Here is a 19046-nt window from a genome sequence, read left to right as displayed (position 1 = left end):
GAGGGCGGGAGGCCCCCGGTCCACCACGGGGGCCTCCCGGCCCCGCCCGCTGCCCCCGACCTGGCCTGACCTGCCCCCTGCCCCTGCCCCTGCCCCTGCCCCTGCCGAGAACGTGTGCGACGCCGCATTCCCACCCTGCGGCCCCTTCGGTGCCCCTTCGGCGATCCGGACGACGTCGTCGACCTCGCCGTGACACAGCAGTCGCCCCACCACGCAAGGAGTGCAACGACCATGACCAGCCCTCGCAGATCCCGTCTCGTGGCCGCCGTCTGCCTCGCTGCCGCCGCGGCCCTCGCCGCCGGCTGCTCCAAGGAGGAGGGCGGCGGCACGGCCTCCTCCGACACCAGCCAGGGCGCCCAGGTGGTGCAGTCGCCGTCCGCCGACTCCTCGGGGTCGGGCTGCACCCTGGAGGCCTACGGCGCCACCAGGATCGACCTGAAGAACGCGGTCGTCGGCTTCTCGCAGTCCGAGAAGGAGGCCAACCCCTTCCGGATCGCCGAGACCCAGTCCATCAAGGACGAGGCCGCCAAGCTGGGCGTCAAGAAGCTGCTCACCACCAACGCCCAGTCCCAACTGTCCAAGCAGATCAGCGACATCAAGGACATGCTGGCTCAGGGCGCGCAACTGCTGATCGTGGCGCCGCTGAACTCCGACGGCCTGGAACCGGCGCTCCAGGCCGCCGCGGCCAAGCATGTGCCCGTGATCACCGTCGACCGCAAGCTCAACGCCACCGCCTGCAAGGACTATGTGGCCTTCCTCGGCTCGGACTTCGTCGAGCAGGGCAAGCGGGCCGCGGACGCGATGATCCAGGTGACCGGCGGCAAGGGGAAGGTCGCGATCCTGCTGGGCTCGTCCGGGAACAACGTCACCACCGACCGCACCAAGGGCTTCGTCGACCAACTCAAGGCCAAGGCCCCGGGCCTGGAGATCGTGGCCCAGCAGACCGGTGAGTTCGCCCGCGACAAGGGCCAGCAGGTGATGGAGCAGCTGATCCAGTCCAAGCCGGACATCACCGCCGTGTACGCGGAGAACGACGAGATGGGCCTGGGCGCCGTCACCGCCCTCAAGGGAGCCGGCAAGAAGCCCGGCAAGGACGTCAAGGTCATCTCCATCGACGGCACCCGCAACGCGGTGCAGGCCCTGGCCGACGGCCAGTACAACGGGGTGATCGAGTCCAACCCCCGGTTCGGCCCGCTGGCCTTCGAAACCGCGCAGAAGTTCTTCGCCGGCGAGTCCATCCCGGAGAACGTGATCATCTCCGACCGCGCCTACGACGCGTCCAACGCCAAGGACTCCCTGTCCGGAGCCTACTGACACGCCCTCGGGCCACCCGGGCCGCCCCTGACCGGGCGGCCCGCTCCCCGCTGACCGACCGACGGAAGGCCTGACCCCATGGCACCCCCCGAAGCGGCTGTCGCCGCACCGCATCCGGACGCGGACGGCGCCGCGCCACCGACGGTGCTGGAGGCCGTCGGCGTCGGCAAACGCTTCGCCGGCGTGGTGGCGCTCGACGACGTCTCCCTGACGCTGCGCCGCGGTGAGATCCACGCCCTGGTCGGCGAGAACGGCGCCGGCAAGTCCACGCTGATCAAGGTGCTCACCGGCGTGCACCGCCCCGACACCGGGGAGCTGCGCCTGGGTGGGCGGCCGGTCTCGTTCGCCCGGCCGCACGAGGCGCAGCAGGCCGGCGTCTCGACCATCTACCAGGAGGTCAACCTCGTCCCGATGATGAGCGTGGCGCGGAACATCTTCCTGGGCCGCGAGCCCAAGAACCGCCTGCGCCTGATCGACTTCCCCCGGATGCACCGGGAGGCGGCCGAGTTGCTGGCCGGCTTCGGGGTCACGGCCGATGTGCGCCGCCCCCTGAACACCCTGGGCGTGGGCACCCAGCAGATGGTGGCACTGGCCCGGGCCGTCTCGGTGCGGGCCCGGGTGGTGGTGATGGACGAGCCGACCTCCGCGCTGGAGCCGCGCGAGGTGGAGACGCTCTTCCGGGTCATCGAGGAGCTGCACAGCCGGGACATCGCCATCCTCTACGTCAGCCACCGGATGGACGAGCTGTACCGCATCTGCGACCGGGTCACCGTGCTCCGCGACGGGCGGCTGGTGCACACCGGCGCCCTCGCGGATCTGGACCGGATGCAGTTGGTCTCGATGATGCTCGGCCGGGAGGTCGCCGAGGTCCGCCGGCACGGCGTCACCGGCTTCGGCGCCGCTCACGACGCCGCCCGTGAACCGGTGCTCACCGCTGAGAAGCTGAGCCGCCGTCACCTGCTCGACGAGGTGTCACTGGAACTGCGTCCGGGGGAGGTTCTGGGCCTGGGCGGACTGCTGGGTTCCGGACGTACCGAGACAGCGAAGGCCCTGGTCGGTGCGCTGCCGCTGGACTCCGGCACGGTCTCGGTGGCGGGCAGAGAGCTGCGCCGCCTCTCTCCCGCCGCGGCGATCCGGGCCGGCATCAGCCTGCTCTCCGAGGACCGCAAGGCCGAGGGGATCGTGCCGGGCCTGTCGGTGCGGGAGAACATCGTCCTGGCCGCCATGCCCCGCCTCTCCCGTGCCGGTGTCGTCTCCCGCAGGCAGCAGGACCGCATCGTCGAGATCTTCATGAAGCGGCTGCGGATCAAGGCGGCCGGCCCCGAGCAGAAGGTCGAGGAGCTCTCCGGCGGCAATCAGCAGAAGGTGCTGCTGGCACGCTGGCTCTGTCTGGAGCCCAAAGTGCTGCTGCTGGACGAGCCCACCCGCGGGATCGACGTCGGGGCCAAGGCCGAGGTGCAGGCCCTCATCGACGAACTGGCGCAGGAGGGGCTGGCGGTGCTGCTGATCTCCTCCGATGTCGAGGAGCTGGTGGAGGGGGCGGACCGGCTGGTGGTGCTGCGCGGCGGCGCGGTGGCAGGTGAGCTGGCCGGCGACCTGGTCAGCGAGCCCGAACTGCTGGACATGCTGGCCGCGCACACCCCCGAGCCCGCTGCCGAGGCGCCGCACACACCGCCGCACTCAGCGCCGCACACGGACAAGGAGCAGGAATGACCCAGCTGTCGCCGGCACTGGGACGGAGCGCGGTGCGGCTCGCCGCACCGGCCTGGTTCCAGAAGTACGGCGTCTACACCGCGGTGTCGGTGCTGCTCGCCTTCAACGCCGCGTTCACCGACCACTTCCTGACCGTCGCCAACCTGCGGACCCAGCTGGTGCAGGTCTCCCCGGTCGTCATCGTGGCGCTCGGCATGGCGCTGGTCATCGGCACCGAGGGCGTGGATCTGTCGGTGGGGTCCACGATGGCGCTGGCCGCCGCCCTGCTGCCGCTCTATCTCGGCTACGGTCTGGTTCCGGCGCTGCTCGTGGCGCTGGTGGCCGGGGTCGTCGTGGGCGCGGTCAACGGCACCCTGGTCGCGGTGGTGGGCCTGCAACCCATCGTGGCCACCCTCGCCCTGTTCGTCGGAGGCCGGGGGCTGGCCCTGGTGATGGCCGACGGGCAGCTCAAGCAGATCGTCAACCCGGACCTGCTGGCGCTGGGCAGCGGGGAGGTGCTGGGCATCCCCGTGGTGGTACTGACCGCGGGCGTCCTGGCGCTGGCGGTGGCCGGCGTCGTGCACCGCACCACCTTCGGCCGGCAACTGGTCGCGGTGGGCGGCAACCGGGCCGCCGCCGGACTCGCCGGACTGCCGGTCAAGCGGGTCCTGATCGGCGTCTACGTGCTGTGCGGCGTCCTCGCGGCGCTCGCCGGCGTGCTGGCCACCGCCCGGCTCACCGCCAGTGACCCCTCCGCGCTCGGCAACCTCATGGAGCTGTCCGCGATCACCGCGGTGGTGGTCGGCGGCACGCCGCTGACCGGCGGCTCGGTACGGGTGCTGGGCACCGTCACCGGCGCACTGCTGATGCAGCTGCTGCGGGCCACCCTGGTCAAGCACGATCTGCCGGACTCCACCGCGCAGATCGCCCAGGCCGCCATCATCCTCGTCGCCGTCTACGTCGCCCGGGAGCGCAGGTCCCGATGAAGTCACTCACCACCCCCCGGCAGCTGTCGGCCGCCTTCCGTCCGACGGCGGCGTCCCCCTCCCCCACCTCCGGCCAGGAGCGGATCACGACGCTCCTGCAACGACACGGCGCCCTCGCCGTCCTGGTGGCGGTCGTCCTCGTCTCCTCGTTCGTCTTCCCGTCCTTCGGCACACTCGACAACGCCCAGAACATCGCCGTACAGGCGTCCTTCATCGCCGTCGTCGCCCTGGGCATGACGCTGGTGATCATCACCGGCGGCATCGACCTCTCGGTCGGTTCGGTGTTCGCGCTCGGCGGCGTACTGGCCGCCTGGGCCTCGCAGTACGGTCTCTGGGCCGCGCTGCTGCTGCCGCTGACCGTCTGCGGGGCGATCGGCACACTCAACGGGCTGCTGATCGCACGGGCCGGCATGGCCCCCTTCATCGTCACCCTGGCCACCCTGCTGGGGGCCCGCGGCCTGCTGCTCGCCCTCACCCACGAGGGCGCCACCACCTACCTGGTGCCGCGGGGCTCGGCCTTCGCCGAACTCGGCCAGGGGACGGTGGGCGGCTTCGGGTATCCGGTGATCGTCGCGCTGGCCCTGTTCGCCGCGGGCGGGGCGGTGTTGCAGCGCACCTCGTTCGGCCAGTCGCTGTTCGCGGTGGGCGGCAGCGCCGACGCCGCGACCCTGATGGGGCTGCCGGTGGCCCGCACCCGGGTCCTGGTCTACCTGCTCAGCGGGCTGCTCGCCGGGTTCGCCGGCGCACTCAACGCCGCCCGGCTCTCCTCCGGAGTGACGATCATCGGCGTGGGCATGGAGCTGGACGCCATCGCCGCGGTGGTCATCGGCGGAACCCTGCTGATCGGCGGCGCCGGCTCGGTGAGCGGCACCCTCTGGGGAGTGCTGCTGCTCGCGGCCATCCAGAATCTGATCAACCAGATAGGCTCGCTCAATTCGTCCTACCAGTCCGTGGTCAGCGGCGGCTTCCTCATCGTGGTGGTCGTGGCCCAGCGGTACCTAGCGCGGGCACGCCGCACCTGATGACAGACGCCGTGCCGCAGGACCGTCGCAGTCCTGCGCCCGGCCCGACAAGGAGGGAACGCTGTGGGCGTCAGCCTCAAAGACGTCGCGCTGCGAGCGGGAGTGTCCATCAAGACCGTCTCGAACGTCGTCAACGACTATCCGCACGTCACCCCGGCCATGCGGGCCCGGGTGCAACAGGCGATCGACGAACTCGGCTACCGCCCCAACCTCACCGCGCGCCACCTGCGCAAGGGCCGCACCGGGATCATCGCGCTGGCCGTACCCGAACTCGGCAACCCGTACTTCGCCGAACTGGCCAGCGCGGTCATCGACGCCGCGGCCCGCCACCACTACACCGTGCTCCTCGACCACACCGCCGGCATGCGGGAGAAGGAGATGCTCGTCTGCCAGGGGTTCCGGACCCATGTGATCGACGGTTTGATCCTCTCCCCGATCGAGTTGGAGAACCAGGACCTGCGCGGCCGCACCGACACATCGCCGCTGGTGCTGCTCGGCGAGCGGGAGTACGACGCCCCCTACGACCACATCGCGATCGACAACGTGGCCGCGGCGCGCAGCGCGGTCCGCCACCTGGTGGGGATGGGGCGGCAGCGGATCGCCTTCCTCGGCGCGCGGGCGGAGAGCGCACGGCAGCCCGCCCACCTGCGCCTCCAGGGGTGGCGGGAGGAGCTGGCCGCGTCCGGGCTGCCGCACGACGACTCGCTGGTGGCCCCCACCGACGGCTACGGCCGGGCGGACGGCGCGCAGGCCATGACCGCCCTGCTGGACCGCGGAGTGCGGCCCGACGCGGTCTTCGCCTACAACGACCTCCAGGCGATCGGCGCGATGAGGGTGCTCGGCGAGCGCGGGCTGCGCGTCCCGCAGGACGTCGCGGTGGTGGGGTTCGACGACATCGAGGAGGGCCGCTTCGGGGCGATCACCCTGACCACCGTCTCCCCCGACAAGCAGGCCATCGCCCGGCAGGCCGTCGGCTGCGTCATCTCGCGGCTGACCGGCTCGGCCGACGGCGAGCCGCGCCGGCTGCGGCCGGGCCACGACCTGGTGGTACGCGAGTCCACCCTGGGCCGCCACCGCTGAACCGGCCCGCCACCCCCCTTCCCGAGGACCTCCATGCCCCGACCCGCCCTGCGCTGCTCCCCCTTCGGCACCACGCCCGACGGCACCCCGGTGGAACGCTGGCACCTCGACTCCGGCCGCGGCGTGCGCGCCGAGGTGCTCACCTACGGCGGCATCCTGCACGCCCTGGAGGTGCCGGACCGCAACGGAGTCGCACGCTCGGTCGTCCTGTCCCTGACCGGCACCGAGGACTACGCCGGCCCGAGCCCGTACCTGGGAGCCCTGGTGGGGCGGTACGCCAACCGGATCGCCGGCGGCCGCTTCACCCTGGACGGCCAGGCGCACCGGGTGCCGGTGAACGACCGGGGCCACGCCCTGCACGGCGGCCCGGACGGCTTCGACCGGCGGATCTGGGCAGCCTCGCCCGTGCTGGGCGACGACCGTGCGGGGGTACGCCTCACGCTGCGCAGCCCCGACGGCGACATGGGCTTCCCCGGAGCACTGGACGTCACGGCCACCTACGTCCTCGACGCCCGGGGAACGCTGGCGCTGGACTACCGGGCCGTCACCGACCGACCGACCGTCGTCAACCTCACCAACCACGCCTACTTCAACCTGTCGGGTGCCGGCACGGTGACCGACCACGTGCTCCAGCTGGACGCGGACCGTTACCTGCCGCTGTCCGACGAAGGCATCCCGTACGGGCCCAGCGCGACGACGGCCGGCACCCCCTTCGACTTCACCCGCGCGCACGCCATCGGCGCCCGCCTGCACGATCCCGACCCGCAGCTGCGGGCGGCGGGCGGCTACGACCACTGCTGGGTGCTGCGCCCGCCCTCGGACGGGTCGGCCCTGCGGCGTGCGGCCCGCCTCGAGGATCCGGGGAGCGGGCGCGCCATGGAGGTCTGGACCACCGAACCGGGCCTCCAGGTGTACACCGGCAACCAGCTCGACGGCACGCTCAAGGACGCTGCGGGCCGCCGCCACGAGCGATACGCGGCCGTCTGCCTGGAGACCCAGCACCTGCCCGACTCGCCGAACCACCCGGAGTACCCGAGCACGGTGCTGCGCCCGGGCTCCGTCCTGACCAGCCGCACCGAGTACCGCCTCGTCCCGGGCGGCACTCTGGAGGAGGAGAAGATCTGAAGGCGGGAGAGGAGGCGTGATGCGAACCAGCGACGAGATCTATCACCGGGTCCGCTGGGACCCCCGGTTCGACCCGTCCCGGTTCGTGCTGGGGATCAGCCTGCGTGGGGACGGCGTCGCACGCGTCCCGCTGCCCTCCTTCGTGCCGGGGGGCGACATCCCCTGGCACCGGGTGGTGTTCATCGAGGCGGACGGCGAGGTGGTCTGGGACCGGTCCACGGGCGTGGACCGCGTCGACGCGTCCGGCGCCGGCCGGGTGCGGGACCCGCAGACGGCCCCGGGCTTCGACGCGACCTCCGGCAGCGGCGAGCCCGTCGGTGTCCTCGACGTGTTCCCGACGGCCCGCACGGCGGTGGCCTGGATCCCGCCCGCGGAGCTGTGGCCGCCGGTCCAGGACATCCGCCGGGATTACGATCCGCAGATCCACCGGTGGCCGCCGCACGTCAATGTGCTCTACGGCTTCGTACCGGAGTCCGACTTCGAGCGGGCGGCCCCGCTGCTCGCCGCAGCGACGGCCGCGACACCGGTCTTCACTACCCGGCTGGACGGGGTGCGCACCTTCCGGCACAGGGCGTACTTCACCGTGTGGCTCGACCCGACGGCAGCCGGCGAGGCACCGTGGGCGGACCTGCACCGCGCACTGCGGCAGCGGTTCCCGCGCTGCCGTGGGCCCGCCAAGGACTTCACCCCCCATCTGTCCCTGGGCCGGACCCGGGACCCCCGGCGAGTCACCGCCGACTGCGCCACCCGGCTCGACGCCATGACGGCGACGGTCTGGGAACTCGTCCTGCTCTCCCGCAGGGGCGACGGACCGATGCGGCCACGGGCCACGGTCGCCCTGCGAACGGGCGAGCTCCGCCGACTGCGCACGCCCGGCCCCGAAGCGCCGGGCCCGGAGGACGCGGCATGGCTCGCCGCGATCACCGAAAGGTGAGGCGACCTGTGGCCAGGCCCGGGCGACACCTCGTGACAAGCGCCGGCCGACGAGCGCGACCCGGCAAGAGCACCTCGCCCCACCTCTGGAGGCCGTCCGTTCCGCCCGTCGCCCGTCGCGTGACGAGGGACGGAACGGCAGACGCTAACCCTGCCCGGTGAGGTGCTTCCTGAGGGAGGCGATGACCGCGGGGGCCTCCGCCGTCAGGTAGAAGTGGCCGCCGGGGTAGACCTGGAGGTCGAAGTCGCCGGTGGTGTGGCCGCGCCACGCCTCGGCCTCGGCCATCGATGTCTTGGGGTCGCTGTCGCCGGTGAGGACGGTGATCGGGGCGCGGACGGTGACGTCCGGGGCGCATCGATAGGTCTCGATCGCCTCGTAGTCGCTGCGGATGGCGGGGAGGATCATGCGCAGGATCTCCTCGTCGCCGAGCAGCGCGGTGTCGGTGCCGGCGAGGAGTTTCAGTTCCCGCACGATGCCCTCGTCGGACAGGCGGTGCACCCGCTCGTCGCGGACGGTCGACGGCGCACGTCGCCCGGACGCGAACAACCGGACGAGCTCACCGCCGTCGGCCTCCAGCCGGCGGGTCACCTCGAAGGCCAGGGTGGCGCCCATGCTGTGCCCGAAGAACGTGGTCGGCCGCGCCTTGAGGGCGGGGCCGAGGGCGTCGTAGAGCTGGTCGGCGAGGGTGGCGATGTCCGTGGGTGACACTTCCTTGCGCCGGTCCTGTCGTCCCGGGTACTGCACCGCGAAGACCTCGGCCACGGAGGACAGTTGGGCGGACACGGGGAAGTAGAAGGACGCCGAGCCGCCCGCGTGCGGGAAGCAGTGGAGCTGGGCGGAGCGGGACGGGGCCGGGTGAAAGCACCGGGCCCACAGACTCTCCTCGGTGGATGTGCGAGTTGTCACGCTTTCTTGGACCTTTCGTGAGCGTCGGCATGGTGCCGGGGTGGCATGCGGCGTGTGTCGGCGTGTAGGGGCGGAGCCGCGGCGGGTCCCGCGGGCCGCGGGGGCGGCCCGCGGGGCGGGTCAGTTCAGGCCGAGTTCGTCGTCGAGGAGCGCGAACATGTCCTCGTCCGACGCCCCGTCCAGGTCGTCCTTCGAGGAGTCGTCGCCGGACGAGTCCGTACGGCCCAGCTCGGCCCACTTGGTCCTGAGGACCTCGATCCGGCCGGTCACCCGACGGTGCTCGTCCGCGTCGTCGAGGCTGAGTCCGGCGATCGCCTTCTCCAGCGCGTCGAGCGCCGAGAGCACCGAACCGGCGCCCGCCTGGTCGTCGGTGACGAGCCGTCCGCGCAGGTGCCGGACGACATCGGCCGTCGTCGGGTAGTCGAACAGCAGCGTGGCGGGCAGCCGCAGACCGGTGGCCGCGTTGAGCCGGTTCCGGAACTCGACCGCGGTCAGCGAGTCGAAGCCCAGTTCCTGGAACTGACGCTCCGCGCCGATCGCCGAGCCGTCCCGGTGTCCGAGCACCGCCGCCGCCTGTCCGCGCACCAGCTTGAGCAGCACCTCCTCCTGCTCCTGCGTGCCCAGCCCGGCGAGCTGCCGGGTGAGCGTGTCCGCGGACGGCACCGCGCCCTGGGCCGCGGCCCGCCGCGCGGGCACCCGGATCAGCCCGCGCAGCAGCGCGGACACATCGCCCCGGGCACGCAGTACGGCGAGGTCCAGCCGGACCGGCAGCGCCAGCGCCCGGTCGCCCGCGACCACCGCGTCGAACAGGGCGTGGCCCTGCTCGACCGTCAGCGGCGGCATCCCGGAACGCGCCAGGCGGTCGGCCTCGACGTCCGAGAGGGTGCCCGTCATGCCGCTGTCCTGCTCCCACGGGCCCCACGCGAGGGACACGCCGGGCAGTCCGTCGGCGCGGCGCCGCGCCATCAGGGCGTCCAGGAACGTGTTGGCCGCCGCGTAGTTGGCCTGCCCGGCGCCGCCGAACACGCCGGCCACGGACGAGTAGACGACGAACGCGTCCAGGTCCAGGCCGCGGGTCGCCTCGTGCAGGTGCCACACCGCGTCCGCCTTGGGCCGCAGCACCGTGGCGAGGCGGTCCGGCGTCAACGAGCCGACCACACCGTCGTCGAGGACACCGGCCGTGTGGACGACCGCAGACAGCGGACGGTCCTGGGGTGCCGCCGCGACCAGGGCGGCCACGGCCTCCCGGTCGGCGACGTCGCACGCCCGCACGGTGACCTCGGCGCCCAGTTCCTCCAGTTCGGCGACGAGCTTGCTCGCGCCGTCCGCCTCGAGACCGCTGCGGCTGGCGAGGAGCAGGCTCCGTACGCCGTGCGTGGCCACCAGGTGCCGGGCGAGGAGCCGGCCGAGGCCGCCGGTGCCGCCGGTGACCAGGACGGTCCCGGTGGTCCGGAAGGTGCCGGACGTGCCCTGCGCCGTGGCGCCGGAGGCGGGCTCCGGCCGTGCGGCGCCGTACCGGGCGAGGCGCGCGGCCACGACCTCGGCGCCGCGCAGTGCGAGCTGCGGCTCCTCGGCGCCGGCCGTCAGGGCCTCGACGAGCCCGGCGGACGGGTCCGCCGCGGCCGGATCGAGGTCGAGCAGGCCGAAGCAGCCGGGGTTCTCCGTCTGCGCCGACCGCACCAGGCCCCAGACCGCGGAGGCCGCGAGGTCCATGGTCCCGCCGCCGTCCACGGCGACCGCGCCGCGGGTGACGAACACCAGCCGCGAGGCCGCGAGAGCCTCCTCTCCGGGCCACTGCTGCAGGAGCGCGAGCACCCGCGCGGTGACCTCCCGGACCGCACCGGGCAGGTCCGCCTCGTCGGCCGGGGCTCCGGCGACCGGGACGAGCACCGTGTCCGGTACGGCGGCCTCGGACGAGGCCGGCAGCGCCGTGAGGTCGGCCGCCGTGCCGACCGTGAGACCGGTGCCGGTGAGCGCGTCGGCCAGGCCGAACGGGTCGGCCCCGACGACCGCGACCGACGTGGGCCGCGCGGCCCCGGTGTCGGCCACCGGCATCCAGTCGACGCCGAACAGCGTGTTCTGGTCCTCACCGGCGGACTTCAGCTGGTCACCGGTGACCGTGCGGGTGAAGAGCCTGTCGACGGTGACCACCGGCGCACCGGCCGGATCCACCGCGTTCACCGACAGCGCGTTGTCGCCCGCGGGGGCCAGCCGCACCCGCAGCGCCGAGGCGCCGGAGGCGTGCAGCGCGACGCCCTCCCACGAGAACGGCAGGGCACCTCCTCCGTCGCCCTCCTCGGCGCCGGCGGCGCCCAGCATGGTGGCGTGCAGCGCGGAGTCGAGGAGCGCCGGGTGCAGACCGAACTCGGCCGCCTCACCGTTGCCTTCCTCGGGCAGCGCGACTTCGGCGAAGAGCTCATCGCCGCGGCGCCACACCGCGCGCAGGCCCTGGAAGAGCGGTCCGTACGCGAATCCCGCCTCGGCGAACGCCCGGTAGCAGTCCTCGGTGTCCAGCGGTTCGGCATCCCGCGGCGGCCAGACCTCGGTGTCGAAGCCCTGGTCCGGTGCGGTGGCGCCGGGCGCCAGGACACCGGCCGCGTGCTGTGCCCACGCCGACTCGTCGGCGCCTTCGGGGCGCGAGTACACCCCGACCACGCGCCGGCCGGAGTCGTCCGGGACGGCGACGGCGACCTGCACCTGGAGCGCGCCCCGCTCGGGCAGGACCAGCGGCGCGGCGAGGGTCAGTTCCTCGACGTGGTCGCAGCCGACCTCGTCGCCCGCGCGGACCGCCATCTCCAGCAGGGCCGTGCCCGGCAGCAGGACGGTGCCCATGACGGCGTGGTCGGCCAGCCACGGGTGCGAGGTCAGCGACAGGCGCCCGGTGAACAACACGCCCTTTCCTGCGGCGAGTTCGACGGCGGCGCCCAGCAGCGGGTGCTCGGCGGAGCCGAGACCGGCGGCGCGGACCTCACCGGTGGCGGCGGCCCGGCCGGTCGGCCAGAACCACCGGTGCTGGAAGGCGTACGTGGGCAGGTTCACCCGGCGGGCACCGGTACCGGCCAGCAGGTCCTGCCAGCCTCCCCCGATCCCCCGCGTGTACAGCCCGGCCCGGCCCAGCAGGGCGGTCATCTCCTCGTCACGGTCCTTGCGCAGCAGCGGGATGGTGACGGTCTCGTCGCCGGTCAGCGACTCCTGGGCCATCGCGGACAGGACCCCGTCCGGACCCAGCTCCAGGAACGTGGTCACATCCTGCTCCTCGAGCGTGGCCACCCCGTCGGCGAAGCGGACCGCCTCACGGACGTGGCGCACCCAGTACTCGGGTGAGCACAACTCCTCAGCCGTGGCCAAGGAACCGGTCAGGTTCGACACCACCGGGATCACCGGGGCGGCGTAGGACAACTCCTCGGCCACCGCCCGGAACTCGTCCAGCATCGGGTCCATCAGGGGCGAGTGGAAGGCGTGGGACACCCGCAGCCGGGTGGTCTTGCGGCCGTCCGCCTCGAACCGCGCAGCCAGCTCCAGTACGGCACCTTCGACGCCCGAGACGACCACCGACGTGGGTCCGTTGAGTGCGGCGATCGACACTTCCTCGGTGAGGTACGGGATGACCTCGTCCTCCGTGGCCTGCACCGCCACCATCGCGCCACCGGCCGGCAACGCCTGCATCAGACGACCACGAGCGGCCACCAAGCGGGCGGCGTCCTGAAGGGTGAACACCCCGGCCACATGCGCGGCGGCTATCTCACCGATGGAATGACCGGCCACGAAGTCCGGCCTCACACCCCACGACTCCACCAGCCGGTACAGCGCCACCTCGACGGCGAACAGCGCGGGCTGAGTCCACCCGGTCTCGTTCAGCAGACCGGCGTCCTCACCCCACATCACCTCCCGCAGCGAACCACCCAACTCACCATCCAGCACCGCCAGTACGGCATCGAGGGCCTCCGCGAACACCGGGAACCGGCCATACAACCCACGCCCCATCCCCAACCGCTGCGAACCCTGACCCGAGAACAGCGCCGCCGAGCGACCGGACGCCACCGTGCCCGACACCGCCGTCGGATCGGTCGTGCCCGCCGCCAGGGCGGTGAGGGCGCGGACCGTCTCCTCGGGCTCACCGGCGAGCACCACCGCGCGGTGGGCGAACAGCGAGCGGGTGACGAGCAGGGAGTGGGCCACGTCGGCCGGGCGCGGTGCCGGCTCTTCGGTGACCGCGGCCAGCAGGCGGGCGGCCTGGTCGCGCAGCGCCTCCGGCGTCTTGCCGGACAGCACCCACGGCACCACCGCGGGCTCCACCACGTCCGCCTCCGGTGCTGTCGAGGCACCGACCACGGTGCCCTGAATCACCTTCGCCGGCTGCTCCAGGATGACGTGGGCGTTCGTACCGCTGATACCGAAGGACGACACACCCGCACGACGCACATGCTCCGTCGCCGGCCACGCGGTCTGCTCGGTGAGCAGTTCGACGGCGCCTTCGGTCCAGTCGACGTGCGAGGACGGGGCGTCCACGTGCAGGGTGCGCGGCAGCACACCGTGCCGCATCGCCATCACCATCTTGATGACACCCGCGACACCGGCCGCCGCCTGCGTGTGACCGATGTTCGACTTCACCGAACCCAGCAGCAGCGGCTGCTCCGGGTCACGGTCACGGCCGTAGGTCGCCAGCAGCGCCTGCGCCTCGATCGGGTCACCCAGCGTCGTACCCGTACCGTGCGCCTCGACCGCGTCGACCTCCTGGGCGGAGAGTCCGCCGCTGGCGAGGGCCTGGCGGATGACGCGCTGCTGGGACGGGCCGTTGGGAGCGGTGAGGCCGTTGGAAGCACCGTCCTGGTTGACGGCGGACCCGCGGACGACCGCGAGGATCTGATGGCCGTTGCGGATCGCGTCGGACTGCCGCTCAAGCACCAGCATGCCGACACCCTCGGACCAGCCGACACCATCGGCCGAGTCCGAGAACGCCTTGCACCGGCCGTCGGGCGACAGACCCCGCTGGCGGGAGAACTCGACGAAGGTGCCCGGGGTGGAGATGACCGTCACGCCGCCGGCCAGGGCGAGCGAGCACTCGCCCGCCCGCAGCGCCTGCGCCGCGAGGTGCATCGCCACCAGCGACGACGAGCACGCGGTGTCGACCGTGACCGCCGGACCCTCGAAGCCGAAGGTGTACGACACACGGCCGGAGGCCACGCTGCCCGCGCTGCCCTGGCCCTGGAGACCCTCGAACTCCTTGCCACCGAGGATGGAGCCGTAGTCGCTGTACATCACACCGGCGAACACACCGGTCGCACTGCCCCGCAGGCCGACCGGGTCGATACCGGCCCGCTCGATCGCCTCCCACGACGACTCCAGCAGCAAGCGCTGCTGCGAGTCCGTCGCCAGCGCCTCACGCGGGCTCATCCCGAAGAAGTCGGCGTCGAACTCACCGGCGTTCTCCAGGAATCCGCCGGAGCGGGTGTACGACGTGCCGAGGTGCTCGGGGTCCGGGTCGTAGACCGACTCGATGTCCCAGCCGCGGTTGGCCGGGAACCCGGTGATGGCGTCCGTGCCTTCGAGGACCAGTCGCCACAGGTCCTCGGGCGAGGCGACCCCGCCCGGGTAACGGCAGGCCATGCCCACGATGACGATCGGGTCGTCGGTCGTGGACGGCATCAGCTTCACCGGGAGCGCCGACTCGGTCTCGGCGCCGAAGAGTTCGTCGTGCAGATGGTTCGCGAGCGTGGCCGCGTTCGGGTAGTCGAAGACCAGCGTCGCGGTCAGGCGCAGTCCGGTGGCCGTGCTCAGCCGGTTACGGAGTTCGACCGCGGTGAGCGAGTCGAAGCCGACGTCCCGGAACTGGGCCGCGGCGTCCACGGACGCGGCGTCGGCGTGTCCGAGGACCAGGGCCGCCTGCGTGCGGACCAGGTCGAGTAGCGCCTCCCGGCGTTCCTCGGCCGTGAGCGCGGTCAGGCGTGCCACGAGCCCGTCGGCGGTGACGGTTCCGCCCGCGACCGTGCGCCGGGTGCGGGTCCGGACGAGACCGCGGAGTACCGCGGGAACCTCGCCCTGCGCGGCGAGCGCCGCCAGGTCGAGCCGGACCGGGACGACCAGGGCGGTGCCGGTGGTGTCCTCGGCGTCGGTCGCGAGCGCCGCGTCGAAGAGGGCGAAGCCCTGCTCGGCGGCGAGGGGCGGCATCCCGGCCCGCGCCAGCCGTTCGGCCTCGGTGTCCGAGAGGGTTTCCGTCATGCCGCCCGCCTGGTTCCAGGGGCCCCAGGCCAGCGACAGGCCCGGCAGACCGGCTGCCCGGCGGTGCTCCATGAGCGCGTCCAGGAAGGCGTTGCCGGCCGCGTAGTTGGCCTGTCCCGCGCCGCCGAGGACGCCCGCCACGGACGAGAACACGACGAACGCGTCCAGGTCGACGCCGCGGGTGGCCTCGTGCAGGTTCCAGGCCGCGTCCGCCTTCGGGCGCAGCACCCGGGCGAGCCGCTCCCCGGTGAGGGAGCCGACGACACCGTCGTCGAGGACGCCCGCCGTGTGCACGACCGCGGTGAGCGGGTGCTTCGCAGGGATCCCGGCGAACAGGGCGGCCACGGCGTCCGGGTCGGCGACATCGCAGGCCTCGACCGTCACATCGGCACCGTGCGCGATGAGTTCGGCGACGAGTTCCGTGGTGCCGGGGGCGTCACCGCCGCGCCTGCTGACCAGCAGCAGGTTGCGGACCCCGTAGGCGTCGACGAGGTGCCGGGCGAACTGGGCGCCGAGGCCTCCGGTGCCGCCGGTGATCAGGACCGTGCCGTCGGCCTGCCACGCGGTGGGCGCGGTGGTGTCGGCGGGACGGGCCAGCCGGGCGAGCCGGGCGGCGTGCGGCCGGCCGGCGCGCAGCGCGAGCTGCGGTTCGGCGGAGCCGAGCGCCGCGGCGAGGGCGGCGGCGGACTCGGGGGTCCCGTCCAGGTCGACGAGGCCGAGGGCGCCGGGGTTCTCGGTCTGGGCCGAACGGACCAGACCATGGACGGCCGCGGCGCCGACGTCCCGGGAGTCGACCACGCCGCGCGTCACGAGGACGAGGCGGGCGCCGGCGAGCCGGTCGTCGGACAGCCGGCTCTGGACGGTGTCCAGCGCGGCGGCGGTGAGCCGGTGTGCCGCCTCGGAGGCCGGTTCGTCGGCGTGCGAGGCGACGCCGAGGACGACCACGTCCGGCACGGGCCGGTCCACGGCGACCGTCGCGGCCACCAGGGCGGCGACGTCCGGGAATGTCCGCACGGTCGTGCCGGCGCCGGTGAGCGCGGCGGCGAGCCCGAGCGGGTCGCCGTCCGTGCCCAGGAGCGCGACGGTCGCGGGGGCCGCCTCGGATCCCTGGGCGGGGGTCCACTCGATACCGAAGAGCGCGTCACGCAGCAGCGTGTCGGTGCCCGTGGTGTCGAGTCCGGTGACGCTCCGGGTGACCAGGGAGCCCACCGAGACGACCGGCGTTCCGGACGGGTCCACGGCGCTGACGGACAGCGTCCGGTCGCCGGTCGGCGTCAGCCGGACGCGGAGCACGGTGGCGCCGGAGGCGTGCAGCGAGACGTCCGTCCAGGAGAACGGCAGTCCGGCCGTGCCGCCGTCGGCGGCCGGGGTCAGCAGCAGGGCGTGCAGCGCGGAGTCGAACAGGGCCGGGTGCAGACCGAAGCCCGCGGTCGTGTTCTCGGTGCCCTCCGGCAGAGCGACCTCGGCGAACCACTCGTCGCCACGGCGCCAGGCCGCGCGCAGCCCCTGGAAGAGGGGTCCGTACGCGAATCCGGCCTCGGCGAACTCCTCGTAGCACCCGTCGGCGTCGACGGCCTCGGCGCCCTCGGGCGGCCACACGGTGGTGTCGAGGGCGGCGGGGGCCGGACCGCTGCCGGCGGGGGCCAGCACACCGGCGGCGTGCTGCGACCAGGCGGTGTCGCCGGTGCTCTCGGGACGTGCGTACACGCCCACGACGCGGCGGCCGGCGGCGTCGGGTGCCTCGACGGCGACCTGGACCTGGACGGCGCCCCGCTCGGGCAGGACCAGCGGCGCGGTGATGGTCAGTTCCTCGACCCGGTCGCTGCCGACCTCGTCGCCGGCGCGGACCGCCATCTCCAGCAGGGCCGTGCCCGGCAGCAGGACGGTTCCGTTGACGGCGTGGTCGGCCAGCCAGGGGTGAGAGTGCAGTGCCAGGCGGCCGGTGAACAGCACGCCCTCGGCTGCGGCGAGTTCGACGGCGGCGCCGAGCAGCGGGTGCTCGGCGGAGCCGAGACCGGCGGCACGGACATCGCCGCCGCCGAGCGGGGCGGCGGGCCAGAACCACTGGTGCTGGAAGGCGTACGTCGGCAGTTCCGCGCGGCCTGCGCCGGTACCGGCGAACAGGGCGGACCAGTCGATCCGCAGCCCGCCGGTGTGCAGGCGTGCGAGCGCGGCGACCGCGGTGGCCTCCTCGGCCGTGTTCTTGCGCAGCAGCGGGATGGTGACGGTCTCGTCGCCGGTCAGCGACTCCTGGGCCATCGCGGAGAGGACCCCGTCCGGGCCCAGCTCCAGGAACGTGGTCACACCCTGCGCCTCGAGCGTGGCCACCCCGTCGGCGAAGCGGACCGCCTCACGGACGTGGCGCACCCAGTACTCGGGTGAGCACAACTCCTCAGCCGTGGCCAAGGAACCGGTCAGGTTCGACACCACCGGGATCACCGGGGCGGCGTACGACAGTCCCTCGGCCACCGCCCGGAACTCGTCCAGCATCGGATCCATCAGCGGCGAGTGGAACGCGTGCGACACCCGCAGCATCGTCGCCTTGCGACCCTCCGACTCGAACCGCGCCGCGACCTCCAGTACGGCACCCTCGGCGCCCGAGACGACCACCGACGTGGGTCCGTTGACGGCGGCGACCGACACTTCCTCGCTGAGGTACGGGGCGATCTCGTCCTCGGTGGCCTGGACGGCGACCATCGCGCCACCGGCCGGCAGCGCCTGCATCAGACGGCCGCGGGCAGCCACCAAGCGGGCGGCGTCCTGAAGGGTGAACACCCCGGCGACATGCGCGGCCGCGATCTCACCGATGGAGTGGCCGGACACGAAGTCCGGCGTGACTCCGAAGGATTCGACGAGGCGGTAGAGGGCGACTTCGACGGCGAACAGCGCGGGCTGAGTCCACCCGGTCTCGTTCAGCAGGTCGGCGTTCTCGCCCCACATCACCTCCCGCAGCGAACCACCCAACTCACCATCCAGGACAGCGAGAACGGCATCCAGTGCCTCCGCGAACACCGGGAACCGGCCATACAGCTCGCGCCCCATCCCCAACCGCTGGGAACCCTGACCCGTGAACAGCGCCGCCGAGCGGCCGGTGCGGGCCGGGCCCGACACGGCAGCGGGGTCGGGCTCGCCCACCGCGAGGGCCGCCAGGGCGCGGGCCGCGGTGTCCACGTCGGTGGCGAGGACGACCGCGCGGTGCTCGAACAGCGACCGGGCGGTGACGAGGGAGGAACCGACGTCCACGAGCGGACGGTCGAGGTGTGCCTCCACCGAGGCGAGCAGCTTCGCGGCCTGGCTGCGCAGCGCCTCCGGCGTCTTGCCGGACAGCACCCACGGCACCACCGCGGGCTCCACCACGTCCGCCTCCGGTGCTGTCGAGGCACCGACCACGGTGCCCTGAACCACCTTCGCCGGCTGCTCCAGGATCACATGGGCGTTCGTACCGCTGATACCGAAGGACGACACACCCGCACGACGCACGCGCTCCGTCTCCGGCCACACGGTCTGCTCGGTGAGCAGTTCCACCGCGCCTTCGGTCCAGTCGACGTGCGAGGACGGGGCGTCCACGTGCAGGGTGCGCGGCAGCACACCGTGCCGCATCGCCATGACCATCTTGATGACACCGGCGACACCGGCCGCGGCCTGCGTGTGACCGATGTTGGACTTCACCGACCCCAGCAGCAGCGGCTGCTCCGGGTCACGGTCACGGCCGTAGGTCGCCAGCAGCGCCTGCGCCTCGATCGGGTCACCCAGCGTCGTACCCGTACC

9 protein-coding genes are annotated in these 19046 nt (G+C 73.1%); 7 read left to right on the top strand and 2 right to left on the bottom strand.

Translation table 11 applies throughout. The annotated features are described in order from the left end of the window. Positions 1 to 231: 231 nt before the first annotated feature. The 7 genes from ACFY3J_RS33090 to ACFY3J_RS33060 all read left to right on the top strand — a co-directional run bounded on the left by ACFY3J_RS33090 (position 232) and on the right by ACFY3J_RS33060 (position 8153). Positions 232 to 1314, top strand: coding sequence for an ABC transporter substrate-binding protein (locus ACFY3J_RS33090; RefSeq protein WP_390842371.1), 1083 nt, complete (start codon positions 232 to 234; stop codon positions 1312 to 1314). Positions 1315 to 1392: 78 nt separating this feature from the next. Next, positions 1393 to 3027 carry a sugar ABC transporter ATP-binding protein gene (locus tag ACFY3J_RS33085; RefSeq protein WP_384185565.1) on the top strand — a complete coding sequence of 545 codons (1635 nt, stop codon included), beginning with the start codon at positions 1393 to 1395 and terminating at the stop codon, positions 3025 to 3027. Continuing rightward, positions 3024 to 3992 (top strand): ABC transporter permease, encoded by a 969-nt coding sequence (locus ACFY3J_RS33080; protein WP_390842370.1) that lies wholly within the window; start codon positions 3024 to 3026, stop codon positions 3990 to 3992. The genes ACFY3J_RS33085 and ACFY3J_RS33080 overlap by 4 nt, the downstream gene beginning before the upstream one ends. After that, on the top strand, positions 3989 to 5014 hold the full coding sequence (locus ACFY3J_RS33075; protein ID WP_384185570.1) for an ABC transporter permease: 1026 nt from the start codon (positions 3989 to 3991) through the stop codon (positions 5012 to 5014). Before ACFY3J_RS33080 ends, ACFY3J_RS33075 begins: the two co-directional genes overlap by 4 nt. 63 nt (positions 5015 to 5077) lie before the next feature. After that, positions 5078 to 6094 (top strand): LacI family DNA-binding transcriptional regulator, encoded by a 1017-nt coding sequence (locus ACFY3J_RS33070; protein WP_390842369.1) that lies wholly within the window; start codon positions 5078 to 5080, stop codon positions 6092 to 6094. 33 nt (positions 6095 to 6127) lie between these two features. Continuing rightward, a complete protein-coding gene (locus ACFY3J_RS33065) occupies positions 6128 to 7219 on the top strand; it encodes an aldose epimerase family protein (protein WP_390842368.1) in 1092 nt (363 codons plus the stop codon). A gap of 19 nt (positions 7220 to 7238) precedes the next feature. After that, positions 7239 to 8153, top strand: coding sequence for an RNA repair domain-containing protein (locus tag ACFY3J_RS33060; RefSeq protein WP_384185578.1), 915 nt, complete (start codon positions 7239 to 7241; stop codon positions 8151 to 8153). Between the two features lie 144 nt (positions 8154 to 8297). Here the strand turns inward: ACFY3J_RS33060 and ACFY3J_RS33055 are convergent, their stop codons facing one another. Then, positions 8298 to 9059: a thioesterase II family protein gene (locus ACFY3J_RS33055; RefSeq protein WP_384185582.1), complete on the bottom strand. Its 762-nt coding sequence runs from the start codon at positions 9057 to 9059 to the stop codon at positions 8298 to 8300. 120 nt (positions 9060 to 9179) lie between these two features. Then, the coding region (locus ACFY3J_RS33050; protein ID WP_390842367.1) for a type I polyketide synthase at positions 9180 to 19046 on the bottom strand (9867 nt) is incomplete at its 5' end.

The organism is Streptomyces sp. NPDC001231 (assembly GCF_042896885.1).
GTDB lineage: Bacteria > Actinomycetota > Actinomycetes > Streptomycetales > Streptomycetaceae > Streptomyces.
This window is presented reverse-complemented; position numbering and strand designations above follow the sequence as displayed.

Bases quoted from the DNA above. Each gene is read 5' to 3' on its own strand.
- ACFY3J_RS33090 (WP_390842371.1), top strand. From the start codon at position 232: ATGACCAGCCCTCGCAGATCCCGTCTCGTGGCCGCCGTCTGCCTCGCT.
- ACFY3J_RS33085 (WP_384185565.1), top strand. From the start codon at position 1,393: ATGGCACCCCCCGAAGCGGCTGTCGCCGCACCGCATCCGGACGCGGAC.
- ACFY3J_RS33080 (WP_390842370.1), top strand. From the start codon at position 3,024: ATGACCCAGCTGTCGCCGGCACTGGGACGGAGCGCGGTGCGGCTCGCC.
- ACFY3J_RS33075 (WP_384185570.1), top strand. From the start codon at position 3,989: ATGAAGTCACTCACCACCCCCCGGCAGCTGTCGGCCGCCTTCCGTCCG.
- ACFY3J_RS33065 (WP_390842368.1), top strand. From the start codon at position 6,128: ATGCCCCGACCCGCCCTGCGCTGCTCCCCCTTCGGCACCACGCCCGAC.
- ACFY3J_RS33060 (WP_384185578.1), top strand. From the start codon at position 7,239: ATGCGAACCAGCGACGAGATCTATCACCGGGTCCGCTGGGACCCCCGG.